A 14055-nucleotide genomic window follows, 5' to 3' on the forward strand; every position below is an offset into this window, starting at 1 on the left:
AGGTTTTCACTGTTGCAGAGTTGTGCTGCAAAAAGCATAGATGACAATATACTTGGAATATGAAAGCGCTCTGCCTACATGAATTTGAACAGGCCTTCAATGCTGGAAACTTATGCGTTCATAAAAGTCAGTATGACCAATGTCCCTTTGCCTACCTGGCTTTGCAGCGAGATTTTTCCACCCTGGGCTTCAACTAACTCTTTTGCAATGGATAATCCTAAACCATTATTGTGCGAATCATCAACCCCTGGATTGTTGATTTGGTAAAAGCGTTCAAAAATATGGGGTAGATGCTCCGGGGAAATGCCAATCCCTTGATCGCTGACCAGGATTTGACACTCTTTATCATGCTGGCGTGTGGCGAGTTGGATACTCCCCTGAGAAGGTGTAAAACGCAGCGCATTATCCAAAAGGATTAGTAACACCTGACGCAAACGAATCGGGTCTGCCCAAATTGCTCCGGTGGTGTCCATGACTTTCAAGGTAACCTGTTTTGCAGCAGCCAGCATTGAGAATTGCCCCTCGATTTCGGAGAGCAGTGCGGGGAGTTTTACTACTTCGCGCGTGAGTTGCAATCGACTGGAATCCAGGCGAGAGAGCAGCAACAAATCATCCACCAGATTGTTCATATAATCGCATTCCTGGAGGATTGTTTGCAGATGATCGGCTTGATCGGCCTGATTTTTCTGACGCAAGGCATAATCCGCAGTTGCCCGGATCAGGGTCAATGGAGTGCGTAGTTCGTGGCTGGCATTGGAAACGAAGGCCTGTTGGTGATTCCAGGCCTGCTGGGCAGGGCTTAATGATCGGCCAGAGAGCCACCAACTTCCCAGACCCAACGCCAAAGAACTGATTCCGGCCAGAATCAGCAATCCCACCAGATATTGACTCAAGACTCGGTCCTGGTCGCGCAGCAGCCTGCCAACCTGAAGCAATTCCGGGCCACCGGGTACCATCACCCGGTAGGTCAGCAAACGGGCGCGGCTGCCATCCTCCAGCCGGATCGTGCGCAGGTCGGAACCCGTCAAAAGTGCTGCTGCGGCTGCGGCCTTATCTTGGGTAATGGGTGCTACGGGCAGGTTTGTGGCGGTGATCAATTCGCTATTGGCATTCAACGGCAGCACAAAAACCGGAGCTAACTCCTCGTCATAGGGACCTTCTTCAGAATGTTCTTCTGAATATGCGCTGGGCTGAGAATATTCATCGTCACCTTCGTCATCTTCGTCACTTTCTTCCCCTTCTTCTCTTTCTTCATCTTCTGACTCATGCGCAATCACAGGGACAGGCGTCGGCGTCGGCAGCGACTGCCCTTTATTTTCAAGCCAGTCTTGTTCGGCATCGGCCAACTCATCGGGCAACGACAATCCATATTGATTCATCAGCAGGGCCATCTTCACTTGCATGGCCTGATCAGTAGCATTGTAGAGGTAGTAGTGCAGCAGGCTATAAGACCCACCTCCACCCAGGAGAATAATGGCAAGAGCCGCTAGAAAATAGAATAAGGTTAGCTGCGTGCGCAGTTTTCTAAGCATCATCGACATTGAGTCTATATCCGATCCCGCGTTCTGTCTGGATGGGGTCTTTCATACCGGGCACAGTAAGCTTTGTGCGCAGGTATGAAATATATACATCGACCATTGTGGTTTGAACGCTGCTGTCATATGCCCAAACATAATCGAGGATATTCTGACGGGACAAAACCTGTTTGGGATGGCGCATCAGGTATTCGAGCAAAGTCCACTCGGTTTTGGTTAATTCCAGAGGGTGTTCGCCCCGGCGGGCGGTATGGGCGCGCAAATCCATCACAAGTTGACCGGCTCGAAGTTCCCACTGATCGGCGGGATTATCCTGAAACCTTCTCGACAGGGCGTGCAGGCGGGCAATTAACTCGTCGATAGAGAAAGGCTTCACCAGATAATCATCTGCGCCGCTGTAAAGCCCGGCGACCCGGTCTTCAACCTGGGTGCGAGCGGTCAGCATGAGCAACGCCATCGGCAGGCGCGCCGAGCGCACTGCCCGACAAATGGAGGGGCCATCCCGACCGGGGAGCATCCAATCGACGATGGCGATATCATGGGTACCTCGTAGCGCCATCTCCAAACCGAGGTTGCCATCATGCGCCAGATCCACCCCAAAATGTTCTTCTTCCAGCACAGTACGTATCAAATCTGCCAGACGGCGGTCGTCTTCGATGATTAAAACGCGCATCTTTACTTCCTTCTTTTTGTGATTTTCTAAGTGTACTTCAAGAAGATTGGAAATTGATTGGAAAACTCGATCTTCTTTCCAAGAAAGTTCCAATTCTTTCCCGGTATCCTTGAGTTCATATTCAGGGCAATTTCGAAGATTCCCTTCATGGATGACAATTGCCAGAACTTACAAGGAGAAAATCATGAACAAGCCAGCCGTTATTTTTTCAGCTTTTTTGAGTGCCATTATACTTACAATCATCGGGGGCGTAGTTTATACCGTGCGCGGTACAGAACCCACCCCAGTTCTCCAAGCCGTATCAACGGGCCCCATTCCCATAGAACAATCCGTGGAACAAATCGCGGAAAAACCAGTGGAACAATCCATAGCAAGCGATCCAACGCTCGAGCAAGAACTCCTTGCGCGCGAGGTCGCGTATCAGGAAATGATTGCCGAAGCCAATGCCCGGCTTGCCGAGCAACAAGCGGCTGAAGCAACCCAGGTCAGCACACCTGCCCCGGTATTGCTGCAGATCACTGCCCAGGAAGCTTCTGTATTTGCATCCAATCACCTCGGCCAGAGTCAGGTTTATAGTGTCGAAGTCGTCAATTACAACACGAAGGTGGTTTATAAAGTCACCTTTAGTTCTGGTGATGTCGCCTTTGTCACTCGTTATGGGGATGTGATCTCGGTAGAACGGGCAGTAAAACAGCCTGACTCACGGCAAAGTGTGGCAAGTAACTCTGGTGGCGGGCAGAGCGGGGAACAAGAACACGACGATGACGATGACCACGACGATGACGATTGAGATTTAGCCGAGCGGTGAACTTTAGAACAACTTCAAGATTTCGTCCACCTTTATTAGCTCATCAAACTTGTTACTGAAATCAGGAAATACTTATGAACAATGCTAAAAAACGTCCCAAAAAACGAAGATCGTTGATGGGCGCTATCAAAACGCTGATTGTCTCCCTTTCGTTGGCAAGCATACTGGGCTTCTGGAGCTTATTCAGCCAACAGAATGATCTCGGCGTTCTGGCGTCTACCACGAGCAACATTTCGCTTGTGCAGCCCAGCGCCGAACCTGCACTGGCATTGGACTTGCCGCCTATGCCCACGCTGATCCCGCCGCTGGATCCCAGCACAATTGTACAACAGCCCGCTGCGGCCCCAGTAGTGTCCCAGCCCGAGCTTCGGCCAGGCTCTACAGTGGTGCTCGGCGGGTCGAAACCGTCTTCAGGTGGTGGTGGCGGTGGTGGCGGTGGAGCGAGCGCAGGTTCGAGTGCCGGCGCAGGCGCTGTTACTGTAACCCAATCATCCCAATAAATATGCAAAAAATATCGTTCAGAGCTATGGGCTGCCAGATGATGGCAGCCCTCGATAATCCTTCTGCGCGGGCGCAAAACCGCCTGGATCGGGTTCCCGAATGGTTTGATGTTTGGGAGCAAAGTTTGAGCCGCTTCCGGCAGGATAGTGAACTTTCAAAGTTGAATCAATCCATGGGGATGATGCAGACGGTCAGCCCGGTTTTGTGGGATGTTTTCCTACTCTCTCTGGAAGTTGCCGGACGCAGCTCGGGGTTGATCAACCCCCTCGTGCTGGATGCCTTGCTCCAGGCCGGATACAGCCAAAGCTTCGAGAAAATGAAGCCTTCGGGCAACGGGAACCACTCCACCCCCCGCTCGCCGATTCCCACGGTGGATGGCCTGCACTGGGACGCCTCATCCCGCGCCATCCAGCTTGCTCCCAATACACATCTGGATTTCGGCGGCATTGCCAAAGGCTGGGCGGCGCAGACGGCTATGAACAAGTTGAAAATCTACGCCCCATCCCTGGTGGATGCGGGCGGCGACATCGCCATCAGCGGTTGGCGCGCAGACGGCAAGCCCTGGCTGATTGCCATCGCCGACCCCCGCCAGCCGGGCGAACAACTGGGGATGCTCCAGGTGGGGCGCTGCGGGATCGCGACTTCGGGAACCGATTACCGGCGCTGGAAAACCGGCTCGGACTGGCAGCATCATATCATCGACCCGCGCAGCGGCAAACCCGCAGAAACCGATGTGCTCAGCGTCACTGCTGTTGCGCCAACCGTCATTGAGGCTGAAATGGCTGCCAAAGTTGTCTTGATCTCAGGCAGCCAGCATGGCCTGGAATGGTTGGACAAGCAACCCCTTATCGAAGGGCTGGTAGTACTCGAAGATGGCTCGATTTTAGAGAGTCAAAAATTTAAGCAATATCGTTTGGAGTAATTCGAATGTCGAATATTGAGAAAGTAAACCCTGTTTTAGACACAGAAGTGGAAAAATCAACCGGAATTATTCTTTTAGCTGTGGCGGCGGGCATGTTACTAAGCATATACCTGCTGCCTGAAATACTGCCGTCTTTATCGTATTCCATCGTTGGCAGTGATCCAAAAGTGTTTTGGTATCTCTCGCGCGGCAGTGCGTTTGTGGCCTACTGGCTATTATGGCTATCGATGGCCCTGGGTTTAGGGCTGACCGGAAAAATGGCAAAAGTCTGGCCGGGGTTATTGCAAGCCGTGGACCTGCATGAATTCACCAGTTTGTTGGGGTTAAGCGCGGCGCTGTTTCATGGCCTGATCCTGACCGGCGATAGTTATATCCAATTTTCACGCCTGCAAGTGTTGATTCCCTTTGCCAGTCAGGGTTATAAACCCATTTGGGTCGGGATTGGGCAAGTGGCCTTCTATGTCTGGGGATTTATCACGCTGAGTTTTTACGTGCGCAAACAAATCGGCGCCAAAACCTGGCGATTGATTCACCTGACCAGTTTTCTGGCCTTTGCGATAGCATTGGCGCATGGTATCGCCAGTGGTACGGATAGCAGCACCCTTTGGGCCGGGCTGATGTATTGGGGCAGCGCGGGCAGCCTGCTCTTTCTGCTGGCCTATCGAGTGTTGGTCAGTTTGCCAGTATTCGCGCCGAAACAAGGTAAAAAGTAGGGTTTCTCACGGCAGTTCCTTAAGAGTCCATAATTTTTCATTTTCATAATCCAATAGATGCGGTATAGTTTGCGGAGAAATCTGTTGTGCCAAATTGGTCAGACCCCGTGGAGAAAACGCTATGTCCGTCAAACATATCCGTGAACTTGAACTCAAACCCGTACAGGCCGGGAGCGGCACCAGCATGCAAGTGCTTATCTCGGCAGAAGATGGCCCCAATTTTGCAATGCGCCGTTTTATCATGCAGCCCGGCGGGGGCATGCCGCGGCACACCAATCTGGTGGAACATGAACAATTTGTGCTTAGCGGTCATGCCCGCATCGGCATTGGCGATGAAGTCTACGAAGTAAGCACGGGGAATGTGGTCTTCATCCCGGCAGAAGTGCCGCATTGGTATAACAATATCGGCGCGGAACCTTTCGAGTTCTTATGCCTGGTGCCCAATCAACTCGACGAGATCAAAATTCTGGAATAGGCCAAACATGAAAGCCACAACCTACGATGTCATTATGGCGGGCGGCGGGCTGATGAGTTGTGCCACCGCTTATTATTTGCTCAAAGCTGATCCCGCGCTCAAGGTCGCCATCATCGAGATGGACACCACCTACGCCAAAAACTCCACCGTGCTCTCCGACGGCAACACGCGCCTGCAATTCAATCTGAAAGAAAATATCCGAATTTCGCTCTACGCCCTCGAAATGCTGAAAACCTTCGCCAACGATATGGCTGTAGATGATGTCAAACCGGCGGTCAATTTTCGACAGCAGGGCAATCTCTTCCTCACCGACGAAGCCAATCTCGAAAACGCCCGCGCCGGGCAGGCGATGCAGCAAAGCCTGGGCTGCGATGTCGAGTGGTGGAGTCCCGAAGAAGTTGTAGCGCATTTTCCGCTTATCAGCACCAACGGCATCGCCGGGGGCGCCTTTGGGCGGCTGGATGGCACGATGGACCCCCATGCCGTGTTGATGGCGTTTAAGAACAAAGCCATCGCATTAGGCGCCGATTTCATTGAGGCCGAAGTCAGCGCAATCACCCGGACGGGCGCACGCGTCTCCGGGGTGGTGCTTGCTTCCGGTGAAATGCTAAACTCGAAGTTTGTTCTCAACGGCGCGGGGGCCTGGGCTACCGGGCTGGCGCGCACCGCCGACCTGGAACTGCCCATTAGCCCGGTGATGCGTCAGGTTTTCATCCTTGAAACAGAAGCTAATCCCGAAGAAATATACCCGCTCACCGTTTTCCCCTCCGGCATGTATCTGGTACACGAGCATGAAAATTGTTGGATGTGCGGGCAGTCTTTCGACGATGATCCCATCGGTTTCGATTTCAGTACCAACCGCAATACGTTTATGGATAAAATGTGGCCCGATCTGGTGGAATACGCCCCGGCGTTTGACCGTCTTAAAATCACCGGCGCCTGGGCCGGGTTGTATGCGGTCAACACATTTGACGGTAACGCTATTTTGGGCGAATGGCCTGAACTTCAAGGCTTTATGCTGGCAAACGGATTTTCCGGACATGGCTTCCAGCAGTGCCACGCAGTGGGGCGCTACCTGGCCGAATTGATTTTGGGACAAACGCCGAAGCTTGATCTTTCAATATTTTCCCCCAAACGCATTTTAGAAAACAAGCCCGTCTTTGAGGGGCATGGAAAATTAGTGTAACTAAAAACAAGGCTGTGGACGGCAAAAGCCGTCCACAGCCTTGTTTTTAGGGAATCGACTGGCGCACTTTTTCGGCATCCAAACTGCCAACAACGCGCCAGAGTTCTTCGCCTTGTGCATCGAAGAGTACAAACGTTGGGGTAAAAGTGCCATACTCACGGGCCAGTTCACGCCCAAAGGCCGATTGAACATCCACGCGTACAACTTTCAACTGTGTTGGAAATTCTACTTCTAACCCATCCACGATGGGTTTCGCCGCGGCGCAGGCAAATCAGAAGGGGGATTGCATTTCGAGTAAAACTGCACGCCCCTGCCCAAACTCGGCCTGAAGTTGTGCCACCTTCTCGGCAGAAGCCTGCTGAGGGCGCAGAATCAGCCACCCGCCAAGCAACGCAGCCGCCACCCCAATTAGAATCGCACCATCCCTGGGGGAATAACCATCCCGCAGCAGAAAGTATGCTGTCAATCCCAATATGAAAAGCGCGCTTATTATCATTGAATAGTGGTTGATAATTTCCATTTAGCCTCTCCGCTCTTTTTTTGTCCTTGACCACTTTGAATTCTGAGATAAAATAACTGCACTTGCCAAAGTGGCGGAACTGGCAGACGCGCACGACTCAAACTCGTGTTCCTCCGGGAGTGTGGGTTCGATTCCCACCTTTGGCACTGAAATTATAACAGCCCCGAAAGGGGCTGTTATGTTTTAACATTTGGGTCTCTGGGAATCCCCCGCCTGTGGCGGGAAAAAGTCAGGAACAGGTCTAATCAAAACTCGCGCAGTTTGCTAAAAAGCAGCCGAAAATATGGGTGGAGGTTGAAATAACGCTTATAATATAAAAAATCTATCTTCTATTCACAAACCGGGGAGGTTCGCTATGACATCACGGAAACAAATCCTTGGGGTTATCATGGGCGGTGGGCGCGGCTCGCGGCTGCATCCATTAACCCAGGAACGCGCCAAACCGGCGGTGCCCATCGCCGGTAAATACCGCCTGATCGATATTCCCCTCAGTAATTGCATTAATTCCGGCATCAACCGCGTGGCGTTGCTCACGCAATTCAACTCCGTTTCACTGCACCGCCATATCACATCGACATATACTTTTGATCCCTTCCACCACGGCTGGGTTCAAATTTGGGCCGCCGAACAAACCGTGGCCTCACAAAAATGGTATCAGGGCACAGCCGATGCTGTGCGCCAGCAACTGCTCGAAATTCGCTCCACCGGGGCCGATTATGTGCTTATTCTGGCCGGGGATCATCTCTACCGCATGGATTACGCCGAAATGGCGCGCTTCCATTGGGAGCAAGAAGCCGATATCACCGTGGCTGTGCAACCGGTTTCACCGGAACAAGCCTCGCGCTTTGGGCTGCTAAAACGCACTGCCGATTATTCGATTTCCGATTTTGTGGAAAAGCCCAAAGACCCTGCCGTGCAGAAAAATTTCGCCAGCCGGGACGACCCCGAAAGGCCCTATCTTGGCTCGATGGGAATTTACCTGTTCAACACAGATATTCTGGTCGAAATGCTGGAAAGCAGCAACGATGACGACTTTGGTGGGGAGGTGATCCCCAAGGCGATTCACACCCATAAGGTTTTCGGCTACGATTTCGATGACTATTGGGAAGATATCGGAACGATCCGTTCGTTCTATGATGTCAATCTCTCGCTGGCGCAGCCCAACCCACCCTTCGATTTCAACGACCGCGACAGCCTCATCTACACCCGCCCGCGCTTCTTGCCGAACTCGGTGATGCATGGTGCCTGCCTCAACAACGTCATGATTGCCGATGGCTGCACAATTGGCAGCGCCGACATCACCAATGCCGTGATTGGCCTGCGCAGCCGCATCGCAGACGATGTACTTATCCGCGATACTTATTTAATTGGCGCTGACTATTTTGATGAAACACGCCGCGTGCGCAAGGGTGTTCCCATGGGCATTGGCCGCGGCAGCCGCATTGCGGGCGCGCTAATCGACAAAAACGCCTGCATCGGTGAAAATGTCATTATCGAAGCCTTCCCGCTCGGCACTGATATGGATGGCGAAAATTATTATGTCCGCGATGGCATTGTCGTCATCCCCAAAAATACTGTTTTGCAACCGGGAACGGTGATTAGCCCCAAAAATCTATGAACTGGTTTGAATCTATCCCCAAAGTAGAGTTGCACCTGCATATTGAGGGCGCAATTCCACTGCCTGCGTTATGGACTCTGGTCGAAAAGTATGGCGGCGATGAATCCGTACCGACAATAGATGCGCTTTACAAAAAATTCACCTTTCGGGATTTTCCTCATTTCATCGAAACCTGGATATGGAAAAATAATTTTCTGCTCGAATACGAAGATTTTACCTTCATCGCCGAAGCTGTGGCGCGTGATCTGGCGCAACAGAATATTCGGTACGTAGAGGCGTATTGCTCTCCACCCGATTTCAAACGTTACGGGCTGCAAACACAAGCATTAATTACCGCCCTGCGAGAAGGGTTGGACTGCGTACCCGAAATTGAAGTTGCCCTGATTCCCGATATGTCACGCGGATATCCGCCCGAGGATGGCATGACCACCCTCTATGAAGTTAATGAAGTCAAAGAATTGGGTGTACTGGGGATTGGATTAGGTGGCCCCGAACAAGACTTTCCCCCAGAATTATTTAGCGATGTTTTCGCAACAGCACGTCAATTGGGTTTGCATACCTGTGCCCACGCCGGGGAAGCCGCTGGCGCAGAGAGCATCTGGGGGGCGTTGCACAGCTTGCAAGCCGAGCGCATTGGGCATGGCACACGCGCTTTTGAAGACCCCGAATTGCTCGATTATCTGGTTGAAAATCAAATTCCCGTTGAGATGAATCCGATCTCGAATGTATGCACCGGCGTTGTGGAATCTTACGAAGCGCACCCCATTGGTGATTATTACAAACGCGGAATGATGATTTCGGTCAATACCGATGACCCTAAAATGTTCGGCAACTCGCTGGCCGAGGAATACAACCTGCTCGTTAAAAAACATGGCTTCTCACAAGATGATGTGCGCACCGTGATTCTCAACGGCATCCACTCATCCTGGCTGCCCAAAGAACGTAAAAATACGCTGATCGAAGCCTTCACATCCGATCCTGCGTGGTAGAAAGTTAGCGTAAAAAAAAGAGCGCCGTAGCAAATTCACTGCGGCGCTCTTTTTTTTACGCTATGCCATTTCAACCTGTTTGGTGTGAATATCAAACGAAGGGGGCATTTCAAAGTGCTTTTTCACCGCGCATTGATCGGCAGCGCGCACCAACGCGTCGTGATATTTTTCGGGGAAATCCGGGGGAACCTGAATTTCAAGTTCAATCTTGCCGATCATGCCATAATTACTCGGATCGTTATACATGCGCTGCACGATGCGAATTCCCTCCGTAGAGAGCCCGCGCTGGCGGCAGAAGCCTAACACATAAATACCCGCGCAGGTGCCTAACGAAGAAAGAAATACTGCAAAGGGGGTTGGTGCAGAGCCTGTGCCGCCGCCCATCGGGGGTTGATCGGTTGGGATCGTATACGGGCCAAAATGCGCATCGACACGCGCGCCTTCGGGAAAGTCGATAATCATTTCCATAAGAGAATACCTCCAATAATTTTTTGCTTTCCCCCGGTTAGATGCAGTTTTCACAAAAAGGTTTCAGTTGATCGTAGGCTGACAGCGCGCCGAATATTCAGCTTGACGGCGCTAACCCGATGCAGGCATCTGATTATGAACGGCGGCAATGGAATCTTGCATAGTCTCGAGGCTTGTCTCGATCTGGCTTTCTGTAATCGTAAATGGCGGGGCAAACATCAAATGATCGCCAGTGAGGCCATCGATACAACCACTGCCGGGATAGAGGCTAAGGCCGCGTTCAAAGGCTTCGTCGGCGACTCGCTGCGAGAAATGGAATGCTGGCTCAAAGGGTTGTTTGGTGTCTTTGTCTTGTGCGAACTCGATTCCCCACATCATGCCCATGCCGCGAATATCGCCCACGTAAGCCAGATTCCCCAATTGTTCGTTTAGCTTTGTTTGGATAAATTTCCCCAGAGTGGCGGATCGCTCTACCAGTTGGTTGGCGCGTAAATACTCGAGGGTTGCCAGGCCCGCGGCCGCGCCCACGGCATGATGTGAGTACGTGCCGCCGTGATTAAAGTCGCCGCTACCACGTGCGATTATATCCACATGCTCGCCTTTGACGGCCACAATGCTGAGGGGGAAATATCCGCTGGCCGCGCCCTTGCCGATGGTGAGAATGTCGGCGGTCAGGCTCCAGTGTTCGACAGCAAACCATTTTCCCGTGCGGCCCATGCCGGTCATAATTTCATCGGCGATGAGTAGAACGCCATACTGGTTGCAAATCTCGCGAATACGCGTCCAGTAGCCCTCCGGCGGCACGACCGCACCCAATGTAGCCCCGCTAACCGGTTCAGCCAGAAACGCGCTGACGTTTTCTGCACCCTGTTTTTGGATCTCGTCCTCGAGGGAGTTGGCGCACGCCAGATTGCAGCCCGGGTGCGTCAAACCGAAGGGGCAGCGATAACAATACGGCGGCGGGATATGCGGCATATCCTGGAACATGGGTTGGTAGGCAGCGCGCATTTTCTCCTTGCCAGTGACGGCTAAAGCCCCCATCGAAAGGCCGTGATACGACATCCAGCGCGAGATGGTGAGATGGCGCGTGGTTTCGCCGCGCTCCAAATGGATTTGCCGCGCCAGTTTGATGGCGGCCTCAACCGCCTCGGAGCCGCTGGTCAGGAAGTAGAATTTGGCATCAGGCAGTGGAATAATCTCTCCCAGGGCTTGCGCGTAGTTTTCGAGGATTTCACTGGTAAAAGAGCGGGCATGAATATAGGCCACTTTCCCGGCCTGTTTTGCAATAGCATCGGCAATGCTCTGCACGCCATGCCCGGTGTTGACCACGATTGCCCCACCGGAGCCATCGATATAACGCTTGCCCTCAGCATCAAACAAATACACGCCTTCGCCGCGCACAATCTGCGGATGCGTTTTATGCATATTACGATAAAAAATATTCCCGCGGGGGTGTTTGTAGGGTTTCATAGTGATGTTTTTAACCACAAAGGCACAAAGGGCACGAAGAAGTCCTTTGTGTTCATAAAGAAGAACTCTGTGTTCTTTGTGTCTTTGTGGTGCAGTGATCGGGAGAAATTTTTGGGCGTTCCCTTTGGCGGTTCATATCCTTTATCTTTCAACAACGATGCTCAACCCCAGACCGCCGCTGATGCACAGCGTTGCCAGCCCTAACTCGGCAGCGCGTTTCTGCATGGCGTGCAGCAGCGTAACCATCATGCGCGCCCCGGTGCAGCCGGTTGGATGTCCCAGCGCGACCGCACCGCCGTTGATATTACGAAGCGCAGGGTCCCAGTTGAGTTCGCGTTCCACCATCAGCACTTGCGCGGCAAAGGCTTCGTTGAGTTCAATCAGACCAAAGTCGTTCAGGGTTGTGCCGGTTTGCGCCATAACTTTGTGTGTGGCAGGGATGGGGCTGAGGCCCATACGCGTCGGCTCCACGCCCGCGCTGGCAAAGCCGCGGATGACGGCCATCGGCTGGATGCCTTCGGACTTGGCGAGGTCGGCGGTCATCAAAATGACCGCCGCGCCCGCGTCAGTGATGCCGCTGGCGTTGGCGGCGGTGATCGTGCCGCCTTCTTCGGCAGGGCGGAAAACAGTCGTCATTGTTGCCAGTTTCTCCACCGTCGAATCAGCGCGCGGGCGCTCGTCGCGCTCAAACCATATTGTGCCCTTGCGCCCCGGCACTTCCACGGGGACGACTTCGGCAGTGAAATCGCCGTTTTCCCAGGCAGCGGAGGCGCGGCGGTGACTTTCCACGGTGAAGGCATCCTGTTCGGCGCGCGAGATACCGAGTTCTTCGGCCAGCCGATCTACAGTTTCACCCATGAGCATATCGGACATGGGGCAGAAATAGCCGTCCTGGACATTGGAATCGACCAGGGTATCGTTGCCCAGGCGGTAGCCCCAGCGCGCTTTCATCAACAGGTAAGGGATTTGTGACATCTGCTCGATGCCGCCCGCCAGCACAATTTGATTTTCACCCAGCATGATCGATTGCGCCCCCAGCAGAATGGCCTTCAAACCGGAACCGCAGGCCATATTAACGGTGAAGGCCAGTTTTTCAACCGGAATCTGGCTGCGATAGGCAATCTGGCGCGCCATGTTGGGGCCGTTCCCGGCGTGGCGCGCGCTACCGAAGATGGTCTCGTCGATACGGTCGGGAGTCAGACCAGCCCGAAGGATGGCGGCGCGGGCGGCGATTTCGCCGAGTTCTACGGCGGAAATATCTTTCAGCGCGCCGCCGAAATTGCCTATCGGCGTGCGGGCGGCGGAGATAATGGCGACTGTTGTCATGAGTTTGGGCCTTTTAGACCTCCGAAGTCTAAGGGACTTCGGAGGTCTGGCAGTTAAGAAGTATACATTCCATCGGGGTCAAGTTCTTCGCGGATGATGCGTAATTCTTCGTCCGTGGGAGGTGGGGTTTCGCTAACATCGTCGGCGATTTTGAGTGGCCAGCCCACTTCGGCTTGAATCTCTTCGAGGGTGAATCCCGGATAGATTTGCGCCAGGGTCATTTCGCCTGCTCGAAAGTCGAATACGGCTTTGTTGGTGATAACCAACTGCGGGCCGAGTCCGGGCATCCCTGCTTTGGCGCGCGCATCCTCTGAGCCAGAGAGATGTCCGGGTGAAGTCATAAAATCCAACTTTTCAACAAATGCGCGTTTACTCAACGGCATAATGATATACACTTTCTGGGCGTGGATGGCGATTTCGCAAGCCCCGCCGCTGCCGGGCAGGCGCACTTTGGGGGCGGTATACGCGCCGATGACGGTTGAGTTCAGGTTGCCATAGCGATCAATTTGGGCCGCGCCCAAAAATGCGGATTCGATCCTGCCGCCTTGCAGGTAGTTCATGAACAGGTCGCTCATGCCGACCACGGAGGTGGCCCCGCTGACGAGGGTTGGATCGCCAATCGAGAGGGGCAAGCGCGCCGGATTTGCCCCGAAAACACCCGATTCGTAAACCAGTTCGAGATTTGGGGCCATAGTGCGCTTTGCCAAATTGCAGGCGATATTGGGCATACCAACGCCTACAAACACCACGCGCTCACCGGTCAGGGCGCGGGCGGCGGTGGTAATCATCATTTCGGAGGGGGTGTAGTTCATTGGGGGTTCCTGAAGAGCCAGTAAATTTACCACCAAGAC

General features: G+C 53.1%; 16 protein-coding genes and 1 tRNA gene. 9 read left to right on the forward strand and 8 right to left on the reverse strand.

From position 1 onward, the window contains the following. Window positions 1–110 precede the first annotated feature (110 nt). Window positions 111–1535 (reverse strand): HAMP domain-containing histidine kinase, encoded by a 1425-nt coding sequence (locus tag HN413_04235; GenBank protein ID MBT3389599.1) that lies wholly within the window; start codon window positions 1533–1535, stop codon window positions 111–113. After that, window positions 1525–2208: a response regulator transcription factor gene (locus tag HN413_04240; protein MBT3389600.1), complete on the reverse strand. Its 684-nt coding sequence runs from the start codon at window positions 2206–2208 to the stop codon at window positions 1525–1527. Before HN413_04240 ends, HN413_04235 begins: the two co-directional genes overlap by 11 nt. 184 nt (window positions 2209–2392) lie before the next feature. Between HN413_04240 and HN413_04245 the strand changes: the two genes are divergently transcribed. The 6 genes from HN413_04245 to HN413_04270 all read left to right on the forward strand — a co-directional run bounded on the left by HN413_04245 (window position 2393) and on the right by HN413_04270 (window position 6813). Continuing rightward, on the forward strand, window positions 2393–2998 hold the full coding sequence (locus HN413_04245) for a hypothetical protein (protein MBT3389601.1): 606 nt from the start codon (window positions 2393–2395) through the stop codon (window positions 2996–2998). Between the two features lie 92 nt (window positions 2999–3090). Then, complete coding sequence (locus HN413_04250; GenBank protein MBT3389602.1) at window positions 3091–3516, forward strand: hypothetical protein; 426 nt, start codon at window positions 3091–3093, stop codon at window positions 3514–3516. A 2-nt stretch (window positions 3517–3518) separates the two neighbouring features. Beyond that, complete coding sequence (locus HN413_04255; protein MBT3389603.1) at window positions 3519–4439, forward strand: FAD:protein FMN transferase; 921 nt, start codon at window positions 3519–3521, stop codon at window positions 4437–4439. A 5-nt stretch (window positions 4440–4444) separates the two neighbouring features. Next, window positions 4445–5152: a hypothetical protein gene (locus tag HN413_04260; protein MBT3389604.1), complete on the forward strand. Its 708-nt coding sequence runs from the start codon at window positions 4445–4447 to the stop codon at window positions 5150–5152. 121 nt (window positions 5153–5273) lie between these two features. Then, complete coding sequence (locus HN413_04265; protein ID MBT3389605.1) at window positions 5274–5627, forward strand: cupin domain-containing protein; 354 nt, start codon at window positions 5274–5276, stop codon at window positions 5625–5627. Window positions 5628–5634: 7 nt separating this feature from the next. Further along, window positions 5635–6813, forward strand: coding sequence for an FAD-binding oxidoreductase (locus HN413_04270; GenBank protein ID MBT3389606.1), 1179 nt, complete (start codon window positions 5635–5637; stop codon window positions 6811–6813). Between the two features lie 46 nt (window positions 6814–6859). Here HN413_04270 and HN413_04275 read toward each other — a convergent pair whose 3' ends face one another. Both HN413_04275 and HN413_04280 read right to left on the reverse strand, forming a co-directional pair. Then, the gene (locus HN413_04275) at window positions 6860–7057 is read right to left on the reverse strand and encodes a thioredoxin family protein (GenBank protein ID MBT3389607.1); all 198 of its coding nucleotides are present in this window, start codon (window positions 7055–7057) and stop codon (window positions 6860–6862) included. A gap of 27 nt (window positions 7058–7084) precedes the next feature. Continuing rightward, on the reverse strand, window positions 7085–7333 hold the full coding sequence (locus tag HN413_04280; protein ID MBT3389608.1) for a hypothetical protein: 249 nt from the start codon (window positions 7331–7333) through the stop codon (window positions 7085–7087). A 64-nt stretch (window positions 7334–7397) separates the two neighbouring features. Between HN413_04280 and HN413_04285 the strand changes: the two genes are divergently transcribed. The 3 genes from HN413_04285 to add all read left to right on the forward strand — a co-directional run bounded on the left by HN413_04285 (window position 7398) and on the right by add (window position 9940). Then, window positions 7398–7479, forward strand: a tRNA-Leu gene (locus HN413_04285). 209 nt (window positions 7480–7688) lie between these two features. Beyond that, entirely contained in the window at window positions 7689–8951 is a 1263-nt protein-coding gene (locus tag HN413_04290; GenBank protein MBT3389609.1) for a glucose-1-phosphate adenylyltransferase, read from the forward strand. Continuing rightward, window positions 8948–9940 carry an adenosine deaminase gene (gene add, locus HN413_04295; GenBank protein ID MBT3389610.1) on the forward strand — a complete coding sequence of 331 codons (993 nt, stop codon included), beginning with the start codon at window positions 8948–8950 and terminating at the stop codon, window positions 9938–9940. The genes HN413_04290 and add overlap by 4 nt, the downstream gene beginning before the upstream one ends. A 60-nt stretch (window positions 9941–10000) precedes the next feature. On the opposite strand, the gene HN413_04300 is transcribed toward add, so the two are convergent. The 4 genes from HN413_04300 to HN413_04315 all read right to left on the reverse strand — a co-directional run bounded on the left by HN413_04300 (window position 10001) and on the right by HN413_04315 (window position 14016). Next, entirely contained in the window at window positions 10001–10408 is a 408-nt protein-coding gene (locus HN413_04300; protein MBT3389611.1) for an osmotically inducible protein OsmC, read from the reverse strand. Between the two features lie 111 nt (window positions 10409–10519). Then, window positions 10520–11878 carry an aminotransferase class III-fold pyridoxal phosphate-dependent enzyme gene (locus HN413_04305; GenBank protein MBT3389612.1) on the reverse strand — a complete coding sequence of 453 codons (1359 nt, stop codon included), beginning with the start codon at window positions 11876–11878 and terminating at the stop codon, window positions 10520–10522. A gap of 141 nt (window positions 11879–12019) precedes the next feature. Beyond that, on the reverse strand, window positions 12020–13204 hold the full coding sequence (locus HN413_04310) for an acetyl-CoA C-acyltransferase (GenBank protein ID MBT3389613.1): 1185 nt from the start codon (window positions 13202–13204) through the stop codon (window positions 12020–12022). 53 nt (window positions 13205–13257) lie between these two features. After that, window positions 13258–14016 (reverse strand): CoA-transferase subunit beta, encoded by a 759-nt coding sequence (locus tag HN413_04315; protein MBT3389614.1) that lies wholly within the window; start codon window positions 14014–14016, stop codon window positions 13258–13260. Window positions 14017–14055 lie beyond the last annotated feature (39 nt).

This window comes from Chloroflexota bacterium, assembly GCA_018648225.1.
Classification (GTDB): domain Bacteria; phylum Chloroflexota; class Anaerolineae; order Anaerolineales; family UBA11858; genus NIOZ-UU35.

What these genes read in the sequence shown, in the direction of transcription:
- HN413_04235 (MBT3389599.1), bottom strand. Translation starts at nt 1,535, where the DNA reads ATGATGCTTAGAAAACTGCGCACGCAGCTAACCTTATTCTATTTTCTA.
- HN413_04240 (MBT3389600.1), bottom strand. Translation starts at nt 2,208, where the DNA reads ATGCGCGTTTTAATCATCGAAGACGACCGCCGTCTGGCAGATTTGATA.
- HN413_04245 (MBT3389601.1), top strand. Translation starts at nt 2,393, where the DNA reads ATGAACAAGCCAGCCGTTATTTTTTCAGCTTTTTTGAGTGCCATTATA.
- HN413_04250 (MBT3389602.1), top strand. Translation starts at nt 3,091, where the DNA reads ATGAACAATGCTAAAAAACGTCCCAAAAAACGAAGATCGTTGATGGGC.
- HN413_04255 (MBT3389603.1), top strand. Translation starts at nt 3,519, where the DNA reads ATGCAAAAAATATCGTTCAGAGCTATGGGCTGCCAGATGATGGCAGCC.
- HN413_04260 (MBT3389604.1), top strand. Translation starts at nt 4,445, where the DNA reads ATGTCGAATATTGAGAAAGTAAACCCTGTTTTAGACACAGAAGTGGAA.
- HN413_04265 (MBT3389605.1), top strand. Translation starts at nt 5,274, where the DNA reads ATGTCCGTCAAACATATCCGTGAACTTGAACTCAAACCCGTACAGGCC.
- HN413_04270 (MBT3389606.1), top strand. Translation starts at nt 5,635, where the DNA reads ATGAAAGCCACAACCTACGATGTCATTATGGCGGGCGGCGGGCTGATG.
- HN413_04280 (MBT3389608.1), bottom strand. Translation starts at nt 7,333, where the DNA reads ATGGAAATTATCAACCACTATTCAATGATAATAAGCGCGCTTTTCATA.
- HN413_04290 (MBT3389609.1), top strand. Translation starts at nt 7,689, where the DNA reads ATGACATCACGGAAACAAATCCTTGGGGTTATCATGGGCGGTGGGCGC.
- add (MBT3389610.1), top strand. Translation starts at nt 8,948, where the DNA reads ATGAACTGGTTTGAATCTATCCCCAAAGTAGAGTTGCACCTGCATATT.
- HN413_04300 (MBT3389611.1), bottom strand. Translation starts at nt 10,408, where the DNA reads ATGGAAATGATTATCGACTTTCCCGAAGGCGCGCGTGTCGATGCGCAT.
- HN413_04305 (MBT3389612.1), bottom strand. Translation starts at nt 11,878, where the DNA reads ATGAAACCCTACAAACACCCCCGCGGGAATATTTTTTATCGTAATATG.
- HN413_04310 (MBT3389613.1), bottom strand. Translation starts at nt 13,204, where the DNA reads ATGACAACAGTCGCCATTATCTCCGCCGCCCGCACGCCGATAGGCAAT.
- HN413_04315 (MBT3389614.1), bottom strand. Translation starts at nt 14,016, where the DNA reads ATGAACTACACCCCCTCCGAAATGATGATTACCACCGCCGCCCGCGCC.